We start from the raw sequence: 17,140 nt of genomic DNA, 5'->3' as shown, positions 1-17,140 counted from the left end.
GGGGCTGTGAGAGGTGGCTCGCTTCGGGCCATACTGCGGGGGCATGAGACACGTCATCTGTGTGGCCGGGGCCCTCGTGCTGTCAGGCTGCGGAACGATGGGGCGGGAGCAGCGGAGCGACTCAGAGCAGGCCTTCACCTGCCGCGGCCGCCAGCCGCCTCCACGCACCTCCATCAGCCGCGCGGATGCACCCGTGGGCCGGTTGGAACTGAAGCGTCTGTCCTCCGAGCCTGAGCCCGCCGCCGCGGGGGATGCATCATCCGTGGCTGGAACCACCGCGGCAGGGAACCGCCTGCCGACGACGCGGTTCCAGCTCGTGGCGGAGGCCGTGCCGCTGGGCTCTCTCGGGGCCGCGCTGGCCAGTGAGCTGGGCATGAGCGTCGTGGTGGCCGCACCGCTGGTGGACCTGCGTGTCTCGCTGGCGCTGCCGGACACGGATACCGGGAGGCTCCTCGGGTTGCTGCGCGCCCACTATGGAGTCGGCAGCACATTCACCCAGGGCGTGCTCTCTCTGGAGGAGCGCGAGGAGTTGCTGGAGCGGCTGCTGCTCGTCGAGCCCGCGCCGCTGGTGGCCCAGCTCGTCCCGGTGGAGGGGCTGCCGGCGGAGCAGATCGCCAGCGCCTGGTGCGAGCAGGCGGCGAGTTCGCGCGGAATGGCGTCCGTGATTGGCGAACACCTGCTCGTGAAGGACTCGGAGGAGCGGGTCCGGCTGGTATGGCGGATGATCGACGCCCTCCGGGGCAGGAAGCCGCTCACGGAGGAGCAGTCCGCAGCCGAGGCGCGACCTGAGGAGTCACCTGGCGTGGACCTGGAGCCAGACCTCGAAGGTGGGTGAGGCTCTCCCAGGCTCAAGAGGAATGGCTCGGCGGCCACCATCGAATTATCTCTGGGGTACGGGCGCCGTTCGAAGCGCCCGCTTCCAGAAGGAGGCCTCGCCATGGCCGACACGAAGATCACCATCACGTACTGTAATTCCTGAGGCTACAAGCCTCGAGCCGTCCGTGCGGCGGTTGCGCTGAAGGAAGAGCTGGAGCTGGACTCGGAGATGAAATACGGCCCGTCGGGCAGCTTCGAAGTCTCGGTGAACGGCAAGACGGTGGTGAAGAAGCAGACGCTCGCATTCCCCACGGAGCAGGAGATCGTGGATGCGGTGTCCAGGGAACTTGGGCGCTGAGCGAGCGATACTGGGAGCGAGTGGGCAGACGAGCCCTCTCGCGCCCGGCGTGAACTCGTCCAGGGCATGGTGCCGGTACACCTTGCAGTGTGTCGGAGGTGGCACATGGCTTGGTGGGACTCGGCGCTGGAGCGACGCTCCATCCAGGCGGGGATGCGCGTGCTGACGCAGGAGGGTGCACGGCTGGGGAGGGTGCTCCTCATTGGCCGCGAGGTGCTGTACGTGCGCCCGTGGCGCTTCTCGCGGCGGGAGTTCGCGGTGCCGCTCTCGCGCATCACCCGGGTGACGGGGCGGGGCGTCTACGTGACGGGCACGCCGTCCGAGTTGCATGAGCCCGTGGGGGATCGATTGCTGCACGACATCCCCACGCACATCCACCCGCTGGCCGAGCCTGCCTCCACGGGACATGTACACGCCTGAGCCTCCCGTTCACGCCCGCCTTGGACAGACAGGGGAGTCCACCGGAATGAAGCGCTCGGGGCGGATTTGTGCTTCATAGAGGGCCATGTCCTTGGAAGCCCTGTCGCAGAAGGTGTCCGCGGCGTTCGCCGACCGGACGAAGCTGAAGGAAGCGGAGTACGTGGCCGCGGTGCGCGAGACGCTGGCGCGGCTGGATGCGGGCGAGCTGCGCGTGGCCGAGAAGGGCCCCGAGGGCTGGCGCGTCAACGCTTGGGTGAAGGAGGCCATCCTCCTGTTCTTCGCGGTGTCGGAGATGCAGGTGATGGAGGTGGGCCCCTTCGAGTTCCACGACAAGGTGCCGCTGAAGAAGAACCTGAAGGCCGCGGGCGTGCGCGTGGTGCCTCCGGGCGTGGTGCGCTACGGCGCCTTCGTGGAGAAGGGCGTGGTGGTGATGCCGGGCTACGTCAACATCGGCGCCCGCGTGGGTGAGGGCACCATGGTCGACACCTGGGCCACCGTGGGCAGCTGCGCCCAGGTAGGGCGCAATGTCCACCTGTCCGGCGGTGTGGGCCTGGGCGGGGTGCTCGAGCCGCCCTCGGCATCTCCCGTCATCATCGAGGATGGGGCGTTCATCGGCAGCCGCTGCATCGTCGTCGAGGGCGTGGTGGTGGAGGAGGAGGCCGTGCTCGGCGCCAACGTGGTGCTCACCGCCTCCACGCAGATCATCGACGTCACCGGGCCCGAGGAGCGCATCTACAAGGGGCGCGTGCCCGCCCGCAGCGTGGTGATTCCGGGAATGCGGGAGAAGCAGTATCCGTCCGGGAAGTACGGCGTGCCGTGCGCGCTGATCATCGGCCAGCGGACAAAGAGCACCGACCAGAAGACGAGCCTCAATGCTGCTCTGCGCGACTTCGGGGTGGCAGTCTAGGGCTGGAAATCCACCGGACCATTGCATCCGTAGAAGGAGTGGAGCCCGAGGGCGTGTGACGCGACATGGACCACCTGGACGACATCCTGCCTGAGCTGCTGCTGGGCACACTGGACCTGCCGACCCGGCAGGAGGCCGAGCGTCACCTGGCCACCTGTGAGCGGTGCCGTGCCGAGGCGGACCGGTTGTCGCCCGCAGTGGAGGGGCTGGTGGGTCTGATTGCACCCGAGGTGCCGCCGCCCGGAGTGCTCGCTCGGGTGGTGGGCGAGATGGAGGGGCCTGGGCGCTTCGCCCGCTTCGCCGAGAAGGTGGCGGCCCTGCTGGATGTGACGCGGGAGCGCGCCCTGGCGCTGTTGGAGTCGCTGAGCGATCCGGAGCAGTGGCTGCCCGGGCCGGCGGATGGCATCCAACTGCTGCCGGTGGAGACGGGGCCCGCGAAGGAGGGGATGCTCGCGGCGTTCGTGAGGCTCCCGCCGGGAGTGCGCTTCCCGCGGCACACGCACCACGGGCACGAGTGGAACCTGGTGCTCGAGGGCGGGTTTCGCGAGGGCACGGGGCGCGAGGTCTGGCCGGGAGAGCTGCTGGAGATGGACGAGGGCAGTGCGCACGACTTCGTGGCGCTGGAGGGCCCCGCCTGCATCGCCGCCGCCGTCATCGCCGGCGTGACGAGCTTCGAGGAGGAGGAGTCCCCCTCGTCGTGAGCACTGGGCGAGTCCTGTTCTTGGAGGAGCCCCGCGGTTCGCACTAAACAGGGGCCATGGGCAACGGGAATCCAGCGGTGGGGCCAGGCCAGGGTTCGCAGCCGACAGCGCAGGACCTGCAAGGGATGGAGCTGCGGGGACTGTCTCAGCCCGAGCAGCCGCCGGAATTGCAGGAGCTCTACGCGAAGATCGTGGAGAAGGGCCGCGAGGCCATGTCCTGGTACTCCCGGCAGAAGGAGACCAACAAGCGCTGGGGCCGGCGGTTCCGCGTGGTCGCCATCCTGTTGGGGTCGGCGGCGAGCATCACTCCCATCATCGTGCAGCTGCTCCCGGCCGACGAGTACTACCAGCGATGGAGCGTGCTGGCCTCGGTCTTCGCGGTTCTGGGCGCTACGTGCGTGGGTTTGGATAACTACAGCGGCGCGTCGTCGGGATGGATGCGGTACGTGTCCTCGTACCTGGAGCTCAACTCGCGGCTGGAGGCGCTGCAGTTCGGGTGGGCTCGGCTGGCGATGTCCACGCCCGGGTTGTCCAAGGATCAGCGGCTGGCGGCGCTGCTGGATCTGCTGCAGGGCTTCCTCACCAGCGTGAACGATCTCGTCAAGCAGGAGACGCAGGAGTGGATGGCCGAGTTCAAGGGTAACCTGGCGCTGCTGGAGCAGCGGATGGAGGCTCAGCGTACGGCCCTGGCGACGGCGCCCTCGGCGTCCTACGGCGCGCTCAAGGTGCAGGTGGAGGGGTCCGAGAAGCTTCGGGAGGGCAAGTGGCGGGTGGTGCTCGAGACGCGGCGTGAGCTGGAGGGGACGGGGAGCAGCTCGGTGGTGGCCACCGGAGTGGGTCCGGGCCTGTTGGGGATCCGGCTGGAGGCCCTGCTGGCGGATGGCAAGCCGTTCATGACGGAGGAAGTCGTACCCATTCGTGCCGGCGAGGTAACACTGCATACCTTCAAGGTGCCTTGAGGGTACCTGTTCGGCGGCCAGCCGAGCCTTCGTCAAAGGGGCAGCGAATGGCAGGCCGAGCGTTTATGGTTCGCGCCGTCCATGTCCCAGCTTGCCGCACGCCTCGCCGAGGCCACGCTTTCCCTGTGCCGTATCTCCAGCCCCATCGGACACGAGGGGCCCCTGGCCGACCATGTCGAGCGGTGGGCTCTGGCGCACTTCCATCGCGAGGCGGTGTGCCGGGTCGGGCACTCGCTGGCGGTGGGGCGACTGGAGGATCCGCGGCCCACGGTGGCGCTCGTGGGGCACCTGGATACGGTGCCCGCGCACCCGCATGACAAGCCGGCGCGTATCGAGGGCGAGCGCGTGTTCGGGCTGGGCTCATCGGACATGAAGGGCGGGCTGGCGGTGATGATGGGGTTGGCGGAGGACCTGCCGCTGGACGATCTGCCCGTGAACCTGATGCTCATCCTGTACGAGCGCGAGGAGGGGCCGTACCTGGAGAGCGGGCTGGGGCCGTTGTTCGACAAGCGTCCGGAGCTGAAGAAGGTGAGCTTCGGCATCGCGATGGAGCCGACGGACGGGGTGGTGCAGGTGGGGTGTGTGGGGACGCTGCACGCGACGTTGAAGTTCACGGGGCGCAGTGCGCACTCGGCGCGGCCGTGGCAGGGGGAGAACGCCATCCACAAGGCGGGCCCGCTGCTGTCCGAGCTCCTGGCCCGTCAGCGCGTGGAGGTGGTGAACTCGGGGTTCGCGTTCTTCGAGGTGATGAGCGTGACGCTGGCGAACGGAGGCCGCGCGCGCAACGTGGTGCCGGACACGCTGGAGCTGAACCTCAACTATCGCTTCGCGCCGGGCAAATCGCTGGAGCAGGCGCAGGAGGATGTGAGGGCGTTGGTGGCGGGGCGGGCGGAGGTGACGTTCACGGATCTGTCTCCGAGCGGGCGGGTGTGCGCGGACAATGCGCTGTACCAGAAGTTGCTGGCGGCAACGGGGTTGCCGGCGGCGTCGAAGCAGGCGTGGACGGATGTGGCGCGCTTTGGCGAGTGGGGAGTGGATGCGGTGAACTACGGTCCAGGAGAGACGGCGCAGGCGCACCAGGCCAACGAGAGCGCGCCGATCCCCGGGCTGGCGGTGGCGTACGAGAAGCTCGCTGCGTTCTTGAAGAGCGCGAGGTAGCGGGCGCGGAGGCGCCACTCATCAGCAGTGAGTCAATCCGTGCGTACCGTCTCCCACGCTGGACGCTGGGTCCATCCAGCGAGACTTGTCCCGGTGGGCTCGAAGCATGGAAATGACTCCTCACGCTCGGAGCAATGAAGGCTCACAGGGGGCAACGGCCTTGGCATAGGGCGTGCTGAGCAGTTCCTCACCATGTCGGGCCCTCATGACTTGTTGGTGCGCCATACCTTCGACCATCCCGAGCGGGTGGCGGCGGAACTGCGCGCCGTACTGCCGCCCGAGGTGGTTGCGCAGGTGGATTGGAGCAGCCTGCGCCGGGAACCCGGCAGTGTGGTGGACGCGGAGTTGAAGGAACGCCAGAGCGATCTGCTGTTCTCGGCTCGGCTCCACGGAGGACAACCGCTGCTGTTGTACCTGCTGCTGGAGCACCAGTCGTCGGTGGACCGGTGGATGGCGTTCCGGATGTTGCGGTACGTGATGCGACAGTTGGAGCGCTGGCATCAGCAGAACCCGGACAGCGAGCGGCTGCCCGTGGTCCTGCCGGTGGTGATGTACCACGGGCCCGAGGGCCGCTGGACGGCGGCTCGGAGGATGGAGGAGTTGTTTTACCTGCCTACGGAAGCCCTGGAAGTCTGGCGAGAACGCCTGCCGCGCTTCGAGTATCTGCTGGACGACCTGACGGTCGAGCGAGTGGAGGCGTTGCGAGCGCGAGAGGCCTCACCGCAGGTCGTGCTGACGTGGTTGTTGCTGCGCTCGGGCCGGTCCGAGCACCTGGTCGAGGAGTTGGAGAGTTGGCACTCGCTGCTGGCTGAAGTGCTGTTCTCTCCGGAAGGACCGGAAGCGCTGCGCGCGGTGGCGCACTACGTGGACAAGGTGGGGCCTGACGAGGCGCTGGAGGCCTTGTGGTACGTGTTAGATTCAATCGTCAGGGAGTACCAAGCGGAGGAAGCGATGAGGACCTTCAAGGTACCGGTTCTTGAGGAGGCTCGTGTCGAAGGCTTGGCTCAAGGCCTGGCTCAAGGCTTGGCCCAAGCACGCGCCGAATATGTGCTCCGTATCCTGGCCCAGCGAAAGATTGCTGTGGATGCCAGCACTCGCGACAGAATCCTGGCTTGCACAGACCTCGAAACGCTCGACCGCTGGTTCGATCAGGCGCTGAACGCCACGAGTCTCAAGGACCTTCACCTCATCGGTTAGTCCTCGGGGCCAGGGCTCTGTCTACCGCCAGAAGCCCAGCGAGAAGCCCACGTTCGAGTAGCGCCGTGCCAGGTCGAACGAGGCACTGAACGACCAGTCCTCCCAGTACCGGAACAGGAACACCTCGAAGCCTCCCGTCAGGTGCGGCCGAGGCGTCTGACCCTCGAAGGACGAGGGCTCCACGAATACCCCCAGCCGCGTGCGCACCCGCCCCGGCCACGTGTCGTGCTCCGCTCCCAGGTGCGGCTGGATCAGCGCCGTTTTTCCCACCGGCTCCGGCTCGCTGAACGCCGCCACCGACCGCAGTGCCACCGCGTTCTCCGCGCTCGAGATGACGTCCACCTGCCCCGTGACCAGGAACGTCCCCGTCGGCGCATCCGGTGGCTCCTCCGGCGGCACGTTCGGTGACCCCGAGGCCAACAATTGCCGGCGCGCCGCCGGAGACAACCGGTTGTAGCGCTCGGCGCCCTCTCCAAACCGGTAGCTCACCCCCAGCGACAACGTCGCCGGCGCCACCAGCCCTGAGTAGATCGGCCGCCCCGCCAGCACCGGCACCTGTCCATCCTTCTGCTGCCAGGCTCCCACCACCTGCGGCCGCACCGAGATGCCCACCCGGTATGGCCGGGACTGCGGACGGAACAGCAGATCCAACGACAACCCCGTCCCGCCGTACCGCCATTCCTCTTTCTGGTACGTCAGCTCCGCCTGTGCCGCGTAGATCCCGATCGACACGATGAATTCATCCAGCCCGAACGCCAGTGCTCCCGCCAGCGCCGACTGTGTCACCGAGACCTGGATGTAATCGCTCGACTGGCACGCATCCGTGGCGCAGTAGCTCACCGTGCGGCTGCGCAGGAACGTCCCCAGTCCGAAGGACTTGTACTGCAGCAACAGGCCCATCAGGTACTGGCGGCTCGTGGGGGCCTCGTCCGGCAACCCATCGTTGTCCAGATCCCGCCGCAGCCGGCTGGACAGAGGCACATCCAACAGGGACAGCGTCACCCCTACGTCCCAGTCCTTGTCCAGCTGCGGGCTGCGGTGCGCCAGCGCCGACAGGTTGCTGGCGAACCCCGCCGTGCCCTCGGCGATGCCCACGTACGCACCACCCAGCGCCACCATTCGCGTGGAACCCAGCAGCACGCCCGAGTTCACGTACAGCCGCTCCGACCGAGGCTCGGTCGGCACGTCCTGTGCCCTCGCGCCGGAGGCCAGGGCAACCGCCACGGTGAATGACAGCAGCGCGAGCGTACGCATGGCCAGGGCCCGGTACTACCGTCCCACCACCTCCGTGAAGAGCCGATCCGCCTCGGCCGCCAGCTTCGTGTCCCGCCACGTCAGCCCACCCGCATCGTGCGTGACGAGCGCCAGCGTCACCTTCCTCCACCGGATGTCGATGTCCGGGTGGTGGTCCGCTGCCTCCGCCGCCTCCGCCACCTTCTGTACGAAGGCGATGCCCGTGAGGAACGCCGGAGCTTCATACGTGCGCCGGATCATCCCCCCCTCGTGCTTCCAGCCGGGATGCTCGGACAGGAAGCTCTGCAGCGCCTCGGGGCTCAGCAACGTCTTGTCGTAGGCCATGGCGCCTTCTTACGGGAACCCCGCCGCCTCGTCACGGAGTGGATGGCCGGGTCCGCACACGCGTCTCCGTGCCCCCCGTGGGAGCACCCCACAGCAGGGTGGGAGAAGCGCGTGGATCGGTGAGCGCCGCATCCAGGTGCTCCAGGAGGATGCCGTGCCGCTCGGCGGAGTACACGGGCACCGTTGGCCGGATGGTCGACAGTGAGAACGGGGGGAAGGGGATGATGACGGGAGTGAGCGTGTTGCGAGACTCGGCCGCGTAGGTCGTCATCGTCAGGCTGTTGCCCAGCGGGAGCGAGGCCTGCTCCACGAGCTGGGTGCCGTTCCACTCCAGCCGCCGCAGATCGTTGAACGTCTGGGCAAAGGTGAACCGGCTCCCCGTCCACAGGGCGTTCGGCTCGAAGCCCACCACCTCGCTGCCCAAGTACTGGCAGGCCGCGGTGGTGCGCAGGAACTGGCCCTCCTTCAGCAGGTAGGGACAGACCTCCAGGGTGATGAAGCTGCCGTTCTGCGTCGACCCGGCGACGGTGGCGAGCTCATCCCCCGTGCGCAGCAGCAACCCTCGGAGCAAGGGAGGTCCGAGCGTGCCCGTGCCCGGAATCCAGAACGATACTCCCGTGCGGCTCAGGGCCGTTCCGTCGAAGACGATGCGCTGGAAGGTGGTGCTGTGGAGGACCACCAGCTCGTCGGCCGTGGGCAGCAGGAACAAGGCGGCGCCCGCGGTGTGGTCCAGCGTGCCAGTGAGCTGGAGCTCCGTGCCCGTGTCCACGAAGCGCTGGATCTGCGTCGGGCTGACCACCCACACCACATCTCCGGCCGCGGCCAGGCGCGAGGAGTTGAAGTACTGCACCAGCCCATCATCGCGCCAGAACTCCGAGTCGCAGAGCCACCCGCCGCGCCGGGTGCGCTCCAGCGCTTCGCACCGGTAGGGCATCATCTGCACCGGGGCCTCCGAGGAGCGGTTGCGCGCGGCGTACATGTCGAACTGCTGGATGCCTCCCACCGGATCGAACGCGGCGAAGACGTGGTAGCGGCCCTGCTTCGCGGGCGTGAAGCGGAGCGTGGCGGAGGAGGTGGCCGGTTTGCCCAGCGCGGCCTGGTTCTCCACGAGCTGGTTGTCCGGATCGGAGATCTCCACCGACAGGCTCGCCGGGATGGGGATTCCCTCGGTGGGTTCGCATTGGGGGCGGATTTGAGGAAAGAGGGACAGGCGCACCTCTTCGCCCACCAGGATGATCTGTGTCCCCGTGGGGGCCGACGTGCCGACGTCGACGAAGCAATCCGGGTTGTTGTCCGGGCAGCCGGACAGTCCGAACAGCACTACGAACAGGGAGAGGAGACGGAGGGTCTTCATGAGGGGAACTCCACGGCCGCCCATCCGGCCCTGTGATGGGCGGCGGCCTTCAATGGGGGGGATTTCATACCCTCTCGGGCTTCCAGGGAAGCGGGGGGCGCCAGATCACGCGCGCTCGACAGCCCGCTTCCATTTGGCCAGGTGCCGCTCGCGCACCTCGGGCTTCATCTTCGGCTTGAAGGTGCGCTCGGCCTTCCAGGCGCCGCGGATGGCCTCCGGGCTGCTCCACACTCCCGCGCCGAGCCCCCCGAGGAAGGCCGCGCCCAGACTCGTCGTCTCCAGGTTGCGAGGACGCACCACCGGGGTGTCGAGCACGTCCGCCTGGTACTGCATGAGCAGGTTGTTGGCCGCCGCGCCCCCGTCCACCTTGAAGGCGGGGATGTCCCGCCCGCTGTCGTGGCGCATCGCGTCGGCCAGGTCGCGGATCTGCAGGGCGATGCCCTCCAGCACCGCGCGCGCCAGGTGCGCCACCGTGCTGGAGCGATCGATGCCCGCGAACAGGCCTCGTGCCTCGGGCCGCCAGTGAGGCGCACCCAGGCCCGCCAGCGCCGGCACGAAGACGACATCCCCCGAGTCCTTCACGCTCTCGGCCAGCGCCTCGATGTCCGGAGCGCGCTTGATGACCTTGAGCCCGTCTCGCAGCCACTGCACGGCGGCGCCAGCGATGAAGGAGCTGCCCTCCAGCGCATACGAGGTGCGCTCGCCCAGCCGCCACGCCACCGTCGTCAGCAGCCCGGCCGTGGAGCGCACTGGCGTCTCCCCCGTGTTCATGAGCAGGAAGGCGCCCGTGCCGTAGGTACACTTGGACTCGCCGGGCTCGAAGCACGCCTGTCCGAAGAGCGCCGCCTGTTGATCGCCCGCCATGCCCGATACGGGGATGCCGTCCGGCAGGCTCTTCATCCCGCGCGTGGTGCCGTACACCTCGGCCGAGCTGCGAATCTGAGGCAGGCACGCGGCCGGTACGCCCAGCAGCGAGCGCAGCTCGTCATCCCAGGCCAGCGAGCGCAGATCCATCAGCAGCGTGCGGCTGGCATTGGACACGTCCGTCACGTGGGCCTGGCCGCCGGTGAGCTTGTACACGAGCCACGTGTCGATGGTGCCGAAGCACACATCCCCCTTCTCGGCGCGAGCCCGGGCGCCCTTGAGGTGCTCGAAGAGCCACGTCAGCTTGGTGCCAGAGAAGTAGGGATCCAGCACCAGACCCGTCACCTCTCGCACGCGGGGCTCCACGCCCTTGGCCTTGAGCTGTTGGCAGATGTCCGCGGTGCGCCGGTCCTGCCAGACGATGGCCCGCCCCAGCGGCTTGCCGGTACCTCGCGCCCACAGGCCCGTCGTCTCGCGCTGGTTGGTGATGCCCACCGCGGCGATGTCCGTGCCCTTCAGCCCCGCATCCTTCAGCGCGCGGCCAATGCAGAACTCACTGGAGGCCCAGATCTCGTCCAGGTCATGTTCCACCCAGGAGGGCTTGGGGAAGTGCTGGGTGAACTCGCGGTAGGCACGGCCCGCCACGCGCAGCCGGGTGTCGAGGATGGTGACGTGCGTTCCCGTGGTGCCCTGATCGATTGCCAGGACGTGCTTCGCCTTCGCCATGTAGCGCTCCCTCTCTCAGCGGGTGATTCGGGGTGGGCCCACCTTACCCGACCCATGGGGGTGGGCAGGGGGGCTTCGAGCGGGTTAACCTGCGGACAGTATGCCGTCCGTGCAGCAGCTCCGTCCCTTTGCCGAGGCTCCTCTCGAGGCCTTCCGTGCCGCCTCGGGCCCGGTGGCGCTCATCCAGCAGCCGCCGGAGTCGGTGTTGCAGCGGGTGGCGCAGCAATTGGGGCAGGCGGGCACGCTGTCCATGTCCACCCGGACGCGGCTGGCCGAGCGGCTGCTCACCATGCTCCAGGGCTTCCAGCACCTGGAGGTGCACCTGCTCCACCCCCGCACGGACGGAGAGGAGTTCACTGTGGGGCGCATGGACACGTGCATGCTCGTGGTGAAGGACCCCTCCGTGTCCAAGCTGCACGCGCGGCTGCGCTGGCACGCTCAGGCCGGCGCCTACCTGGTGAAGGATGCGGGCTCCATGAATGGCACCTTCGTGAACGCGGTGCCGCTCGGTGCCCACCAGGAGTTCCAGCTCCATGATGGGGACGCGCTCTCCTTCGGCGACGCGCAGTTCCTCTACCTGCACACGGAGACGCTGCACGAGCACCTGAGGCTCATCCAGGATCCGGTTTGAAGGGGCCAGCCTCTCTCGGGGCCGGCCCCTTCCCATCATTCTGGGGCTGCGGAGCGCCTCAGAACTGGGTGGTGTAGTTGGCCGGGAACCAGACGTAGCCCTTTCCCTCGGCGGCGATATGGCCGATGCCCGGGAACGGCAGGTGGGCCGCGCCCACCCAGTAGCCCTGCTTCGCGGCGTCCGCGTAGGCCTTCTTGCGCTGGGCCGCCGCCGCCTTCGAGTCGCTGTCGAACTGGACGGTCGCCGACGGATCAGGGAACTGCACCGCCGCCACGTGCATCAGGTCGCCCCACAGCACCAGCTTCTGGCCCTTGCTCTCCACGGCATAGAGGGTGTGGCCGGGGGTATGGCCCGGAGAGGCAAGGGTCTTGATGCCAGGCACCAGCTCGGTGTCGCCCTCGAAGGGCTTGAACTTGTCCGCCGCGGTGTACGGGGCAATCGCCGCCGTGGCCTGCTGGAACCCCGGCTTGGCCTCGGCCGGCGCCTTGTTCAGGTTGTCGGCGCTGAGAAAGAAGTCGGAGTCCGCCTTGGCTACGTGCAGGACGGCGTTCGGGAAGGCCCGCTTGTCCCCGGCCGTGAGCCCACCCAGATGGTCCGGGTGGAGGTGGGTGATCACCACGTCATCGATCTGCTCCGGCTGGTAGCCCGCGGCCTTCAGGTTGGCCTGAAGCTTTCCCACGCTTGGGCCGAACAGGCTGCCGGCTCCGGTGTCCACGAGCACCAGCTTGGTGCCGGTGTTGATGAGGAAGGCGTTGACCGAGCTCTCCAGCGGGGACTTCAGGTGGGCGCGGGCCAGTTGCTTGTCGACCTGGCCGGGCTTCACGTTGGTCAGCAGCTTGTCCACCGGTAGATCGATGGTGCCATCGGACAGCACCGTGATTTCAAAATCGCCCAGCATCGTCCGATAGAAGCCGGGGGCCTGGGTCTTCACCTGAGGTGCGGCGGCCAAAGCGGTGGGAGGAGTGAAGACGGCGCTGCTCGCGGCCGCGAGCACCGCGGCCACCGTGTTGCGCCAGGCAGGGTTACGAATCGTCATCGAGAGACTCCAAGGAGTGGGGACTGCGCGAAAAAACATAACGGCGACACGGTGACATGTCAGCTGAGACGCGTTGATACAGCGGAGGCTGGAGCGGCTCAGAACCGGCCCGACAGTCCCCCCACGAAGCTGCCGTGGTGTGTAACCCCGAGCAGCGGCGTCACCTGGAGGGTGTTGCTGGCGTATCCATCTCGCAGGCGTGGCCTCTCCGGGTGAGACAGTTCGTAGCCCACGATGGCGCCCGCGATGGGGAAGGCGACCAGACCCAACACGACCAGCGCGTCACTTTCCGTGGCGACCATGACTGTCGCGGCCAGGAGACCCAAGCCCATGCCCCCGAGGGTCGGAAGGAAGCGGCCCTTGCCCTCCATGAGTCCTCCCGCGATGTAGACCCCCAGCGGAATGCCGATCGCGACGGCCGGAAGGGCCAGGACGCCGATCAACACCCCGCAGGCCTCCTCGCCAACGCACTCGCCATTGACTGAGAAGAGGCCTCCAATGGCCAGGGCGGTCCCCAGGCCCAGCCCGAGGCCGCCCGCGATGCCTCCCAGGGCCTCGACGGCGACGCGGCTGCCCGCGAAGCGAGGAGAGGTTGGCCGCAGGGGCGATTCCGTACGAGGGATGATCTCTCCCTCGGGAGCCGCCCGCGGGGGCTCCTCGGGTTGCTCCGGAGCTGGGACGAGCGGCGCGGGGGAAGTGGGTGCCGGAACGAGCGGCGGTGGGGGCAGCGGCTCATCGCCTGGGACTTGGGCAAATCCCAAGCTCGAGGCGGACAGGACCAGACACAGCACGAAGCGGGGCAAGCTCATGGATGCGTCCCAGGGACGAGAGGGGGCTCACTCGGTGGGCCCTCTTGTACACCCCGTGTGGGTCCTGAATGTACCTGGAACAGGAGGGTGCCCAGGACTGCTACAGTGCGCCCATCTTGAGTGGTGACGCGATCATTCCTTTCGGGAAGTACGAGCTTCTCGAGCGCCTCGGACTCGGCGGAATGGCCATCGTCTACCGTGCCCGGTACATGGCGGCGCCGGGCGTCACCAAGCCCGTGGTCATCAAGAAGGTGCTGGATGTCTACGCGGAGGATCCGTCCTTCGTGGAGCAGTTCATCCAGGAGGCGCGCGTCACCGTGGGCCTCAACCACGGCAACATCGTCCATGTCTTCGACTTCGGGCAGGTGAATGGCGAGTACTACCTGGCCATGGAGCTGGTGGAGGGACACCCGCTCTCGCGCGTGCTGAAGAAGGCCCAGGGCCTGGCGCTGTCACAGCTGCCGGCGCCGCTGGCGGTGCACATCGCCATCGAGCTGTGCAAGGGGCTGCACCACGCCCATACGCGCAAGGACGAGCAGGGCAATCCGCTGGGCCTGGTGCACCGGGATGTGTCTCCGGACAACGTCCTCATCAGCTACGAGGGAGAGGTGAAGATCTCCGACTTCGGGGTCGCCAAGGCGCAGATGGCGGGGCGGCCGGTGACCGAGGTGGGGATGGTGAAGGGCAAGTACCTCTACTTCTCCCCGGAGCAGGCGCTGGGCGAGTCCCTGGATGCGCGCTCGGATGTGTATGCGGTGGGGGTGTTGCTCTACCGCATGCTCTGTGGCCGCCTGCCGGTGGAAGGCTCCGAGATGGTGGTGATGCGGCGCATCGTCCACGGGGAGCTCACCCCACCGCTGGAGCTCAATCCGGCCCTGGATGCGGGGCTGGTGGAGATCCTCGAAGAGGCGATGGCGAAGAAGCGCGAGGACCGCATCCCGAGCGCGGAGGCGCTGCACCATCAGCTCTCGGAGTGGCTGGCCACGCGGGCGCCGATGTTCCCGGTCCACAACCTGAAGCACATGATGGGCCTGTTCTACGAGCGCGAGCTGACGGAGCTCGGCCGTCCGCCCAGCATTCCGCCGCGCTTCCGGGAGCAGGTGATTCAGTGGGTCACCGAGCTTCGCGAGCGCGAGGGGCCTGAGCGCAGCTCGGTGCCGGCCACGGAGCCGCGCAAGGTGGAGGTGGCTCCTCTCCCCACGGATCCGGACGTGGTCGCCGTGTCCGTGGAGCCGTCGACAGGCGCGGTGGTGACCTCCGTGGATGTCCAGTCCGCGCCGCCTCGGAAGAAGCGGTGGGGGCTCTGGCTGGGGGGTGTGCTCGCGGTGATGGTGGGGGTGGGGCTGGGACTGGCCGCGAAGTCGCTGCGCCGTCCGCCGCCTCTGGATGTGCACTCCGAGCCGCCTGGAGCCCAGGTCATCCTGGATGGGGTCTCTCGGGGGGTGACGCCGCTGAGGCTGGAGGGCATTGCCCGCGATGCACCGCACGCGCTGGAGCTGGGCCTGAAGGGCATGAAGCCCTGGACCCGCCAGTTCGAGGGAGGAGCGCTGGAGACGCAGCTGGACGTGACGCTGGAGCCCGTTCCGCCTCCGCCGCCTCCGCCATCGCCTCCTCCCGTGCAGGAGGTGGCCCAGCAGCCGACGCCCCTTTCGGAGGAGTCCTTCGCCGCGCGGCTCGGGACGGACGAACTGCCCGCGCGCTTCACCTTGCAGGAGAAGTGGCACTCGTTCAGTACGAAGGCGCGCTCGCTCCAACAGAGGCTCAATCCGGAGCGGAGCTATACGGTGTGGACCTCGGGCTCGTACACGAGCGATGTGCCGATCTCGGAGCAGGACTTGAGCAACGGCATGGCCCCGGCCTCGTCGCGCTCGGGGCAGCTCTACGTGTTCCTGGAGGGAGAGGGTGTGCCCGACGAGGAGCGGCTGTTCATGGTCTCGTCGAAGCCGCGTGCCATCACGAAGACGCGGGTGGTGCATGTCTTCGCCCTGGTGGGGAGCACCGTCGAGCACAACGTGGGCCGCAACTTCACCGTCCATATGCGGGACACCGCCTCGAAGGAGATGGTCCACCTCAAGGTGGACCCGAAGCGCTTCGCGCACCAGGTGGCGCTGGAGAATCGCTACTCGGTTCGGAAGTTGGATCCGGGTGTGCCGTACTCGCTGGACATCGTGGCCCACGAGGGATCTCCCGTGAGCGGGGTGGCCCTCCTGGTGGTTCCCAAGGCGGCGGCCCGGGTGCAGGTGTCGGGGCAGGGCTCGGGAGAGGTCCGGTATGTGCTGTCTCCCGGGCACTACACCGTGCAGGGCGCTCGGGAACTCTGGTTCGCGCTCCCCCGAGCGGAGAAGGATGGGCAGGCGGAGATGGACATCTCCCTCAGCAAGCCCGAGCCCGTGGGTACTCCTCAGTCCTCGAAGCGCTGACAGAGCGTAGCGGCGCGAGCCCGTGGCTCAGCGAGTAGGCTCCGGAGCATCGCCATATCCCGTCAGCTCCACGTAGCCTCGGCCAGACAGGGGCTGTCCCGCGCGAGTGCCCTGGATGCGGACGGCGCCCTCCCAGTAGCGCACGGTGACCGGCAGCTCCTGGTCCGCCTGGGCCGGAGTGACTTCGAGCACGAGCTGCCGCGAGGGCACGGAGATCCGCCAGCGAGCCGGGTAGTTCGTTTTGCTGCGAGGGCTGCGCCACGTGTCGAGCACCTCGATGCGCACCTCGTCTCTCGGCAGCCGCACGGACTCTCCCTGGGCGGGGATGTCCACGCCCGCGCTGAACGGATCCACGGAGCCATCCTGGTGCCGGAGCTGGTAGTGCATGAACTCGCTGCCATCGGAGAGCTGGAACGCGAACCAGTCCCAGCCCACCTGGCCGGCTCCGAGCGACTTCGTGCTCCACTCGCGATCCATCCAGCTCGAGCCCGTCACCTCATGGGGGCGCCCGTCCACCGTCACCGTGCCGCGCGTGGGCATCCGCGTCAGCGAGTAGTAATAGGAGGCGTTCCCTTCGCCCTCCGTCTTCTGGCTCAGGCCCTTGTCACCCTGGAGCACTGGGGGTTTGCCTTCCTCCAGCGTCAGGGAGAGCCCCACGTCGTTCACCTCCGCCGAGAGCCGCATGGGGAACACGCTGCTCTCGGTGCCCTCCACCTTCCAGTTCTCCAGCCACACCTGGAAGGGCTGTGCGCGAGCCCCCGCGAGCCCCATCCCTTCACGGCTGAAACGCTCGAAGGCATGGAAGCGTTCGGCGCCGATGTCCGAGAGCGCGAGGTGCCCCATGTACACCTGCCGCGAGCCCCACGTGGAGGCGCGCTCCGCCTCGCGAGGCGCCAGGGCCTTGCGGAACAGCGTGAGCTGGTAGCCAAAGGCATGCCCATCCGCGGTCTCCAGGTTGCCCGTCCAGTACCACCACTCGGTGCGGAACTCGGGGTGCGGACCATGGTCCTCGGGGAAGTGGAACTCGCGGGGGCCTGCGGCGCGCGCATAGCCCTCGGTGCTCTCCGTTCCGCCCAGCGCCTGCGCCACCGTGAGCCGGGCCTGCTCGAAGGGAGGTGTCGCCTCGCGGGTGACAAACCAGACTCCCACCGCGAGTCCCGCGAGGACCAGTGCCACACCGAGAGCCAATCCCTTGCCGCTGCCCAT

Annotated in this window: 17 protein-coding genes; 10 read left to right on the top strand and 7 right to left on the bottom strand. The window is 68.0% G+C overall.

What is annotated here, in order from left to right:
* Positions 1-43: 43 nt before the first annotated feature.
* The 8 genes from KY501_RS39045 to KY501_RS39015 all read left to right on the top strand — a co-directional run bounded on the left by KY501_RS39045 (position 44) and on the right by KY501_RS39015 (position 6,516).
* Complete coding sequence (locus KY501_RS39045; protein ID WP_224368976.1) at positions 44-835, top strand: hypothetical protein; 792 nt, start codon at positions 44-46, stop codon at positions 833-835.
* Between the two features lie 102 nt (positions 836-937).
* Positions 938-1,174 (top strand): SelT/SelW/SelH family protein, encoded by a 237-nt coding sequence (locus KY501_RS54075; RefSeq protein ID WP_309243035.1) that lies wholly within the window; start codon positions 938-940, stop codon positions 1,172-1,174.
* Between the two features lie 105 nt (positions 1,175-1,279).
* Positions 1,280-1,594, top strand: coding sequence for a PRC-barrel domain containing protein (locus KY501_RS39040; RefSeq protein WP_224368975.1), 315 nt, complete (start codon positions 1,280-1,282; stop codon positions 1,592-1,594).
* Positions 1,595-1,679: 85 nt separating this feature from the next.
* Positions 1,680-2,501 carry a 2,3,4,5-tetrahydropyridine-2,6-dicarboxylate N-succinyltransferase gene (locus KY501_RS39035; protein ID WP_224368974.1) on the top strand — a complete coding sequence of 274 codons (822 nt, stop codon included), beginning with the start codon at positions 1,680-1,682 and terminating at the stop codon, positions 2,499-2,501.
* 65 nt (positions 2,502-2,566) lie between these two features.
* Positions 2,567-3,202, top strand: a complete 636-nt coding sequence (locus KY501_RS39030; RefSeq protein WP_224368973.1) for a cupin domain-containing protein — start codon at positions 2,567-2,569, stop codon at positions 3,200-3,202.
* A 56-nt stretch (positions 3,203-3,258) separates the two neighbouring features.
* On the top strand, positions 3,259-4,161 hold the full coding sequence (locus KY501_RS39025) for an SLATT domain-containing protein (protein WP_224368972.1): 903 nt from the start codon (positions 3,259-3,261) through the stop codon (positions 4,159-4,161).
* Positions 4,162-4,242: 81 nt separating this feature from the next.
* Positions 4,243-5,319, top strand: a complete 1,077-nt coding sequence (gene dapE / locus KY501_RS39020) for a succinyl-diaminopimelate desuccinylase (protein WP_224368971.1) — start codon at positions 4,243-4,245, stop codon at positions 5,317-5,319.
* Between the two features lie 192 nt (positions 5,320-5,511).
* Positions 5,512-6,516 carry an Rpn family recombination-promoting nuclease/putative transposase gene (locus KY501_RS39015; RefSeq protein WP_224368970.1) on the top strand — a complete coding sequence of 335 codons (1,005 nt, stop codon included), beginning with the start codon at positions 5,512-5,514 and terminating at the stop codon, positions 6,514-6,516.
* 21 nt (positions 6,517-6,537) lie between these two features.
* On the opposite strand, the gene KY501_RS39010 is transcribed toward KY501_RS39015, so the two are convergent.
* The 4 genes from KY501_RS39010 to glpK all read right to left on the bottom strand — a co-directional run bounded on the left by KY501_RS39010 (position 6,538) and on the right by glpK (position 11,038).
* Positions 6,538-7,770: a hypothetical protein gene (locus KY501_RS39010; RefSeq protein WP_224368969.1), complete on the bottom strand. Its 1,233-nt coding sequence runs from the start codon at positions 7,768-7,770 to the stop codon at positions 6,538-6,540.
* A 15-nt stretch (positions 7,771-7,785) separates the two neighbouring features.
* A complete protein-coding gene (locus tag KY501_RS39005) occupies positions 7,786-8,094 on the bottom strand; it encodes a 4a-hydroxytetrahydrobiopterin dehydratase (protein ID WP_224368968.1) in 309 nt (102 codons plus the stop codon).
* A gap of 31 nt (positions 8,095-8,125) precedes the next feature.
* On the bottom strand, positions 8,126-9,448 hold the full coding sequence (locus tag KY501_RS39000) for a hypothetical protein (RefSeq protein ID WP_224368967.1): 1,323 nt from the start codon (positions 9,446-9,448) through the stop codon (positions 8,126-8,128).
* 105 nt (positions 9,449-9,553) lie between these two features.
* A complete protein-coding gene (gene glpK, locus KY501_RS38995; protein ID WP_224368966.1) occupies positions 9,554-11,038 on the bottom strand; it encodes a glycerol kinase GlpK in 1,485 nt (494 codons plus the stop codon).
* A 100-nt stretch (positions 11,039-11,138) separates the two neighbouring features.
* Between glpK and KY501_RS38990 the strand changes: the two genes are divergently transcribed.
* A complete protein-coding gene (locus KY501_RS38990; RefSeq protein WP_224368965.1) occupies positions 11,139-11,669 on the top strand; it encodes an FHA domain-containing protein in 531 nt (176 codons plus the stop codon).
* Positions 11,670-11,727: 58 nt separating this feature from the next.
* On the opposite strand, the gene KY501_RS38985 is transcribed toward KY501_RS38990, so the two are convergent.
* Both KY501_RS38985 and KY501_RS38980 read right to left on the bottom strand, forming a co-directional pair.
* Complete coding sequence (locus tag KY501_RS38985; RefSeq protein ID WP_224368964.1) at positions 11,728-12,705, bottom strand: MBL fold metallo-hydrolase; 978 nt, start codon at positions 12,703-12,705, stop codon at positions 11,728-11,730.
* Positions 12,706-12,803: 98 nt separating this feature from the next.
* Positions 12,804-13,514: a hypothetical protein gene (locus tag KY501_RS38980; protein WP_224368963.1), complete on the bottom strand. Its 711-nt coding sequence runs from the start codon at positions 13,512-13,514 to the stop codon at positions 12,804-12,806.
* 68 nt (positions 13,515-13,582) lie between these two features.
* Between KY501_RS38980 and KY501_RS38975 the strand changes: the two genes are divergently transcribed.
* Positions 13,583-15,934 (top strand): serine/threonine protein kinase, encoded by a 2,352-nt coding sequence (locus KY501_RS38975; RefSeq protein ID WP_224368962.1) that lies wholly within the window; start codon positions 13,583-13,585, stop codon positions 15,932-15,934.
* A gap of 27 nt (positions 15,935-15,961) precedes the next feature.
* Here the strand turns inward: KY501_RS38975 and KY501_RS38970 are convergent, their stop codons facing one another.
* Positions 15,962-17,140, bottom strand: coding sequence for a lipocalin-like domain-containing protein (locus KY501_RS38970; protein ID WP_224368961.1), 1,179 nt, complete (start codon positions 17,138-17,140; stop codon positions 15,962-15,964).

This window comes from Hyalangium versicolor, from assembly GCF_020103695.1.
GTDB lineage: Bacteria > Myxococcota > Myxococcia > Myxococcales > Myxococcaceae > Hyalangium > Hyalangium versicolor.
This window is presented reverse-complemented; position numbering and strand designations above follow the sequence as displayed.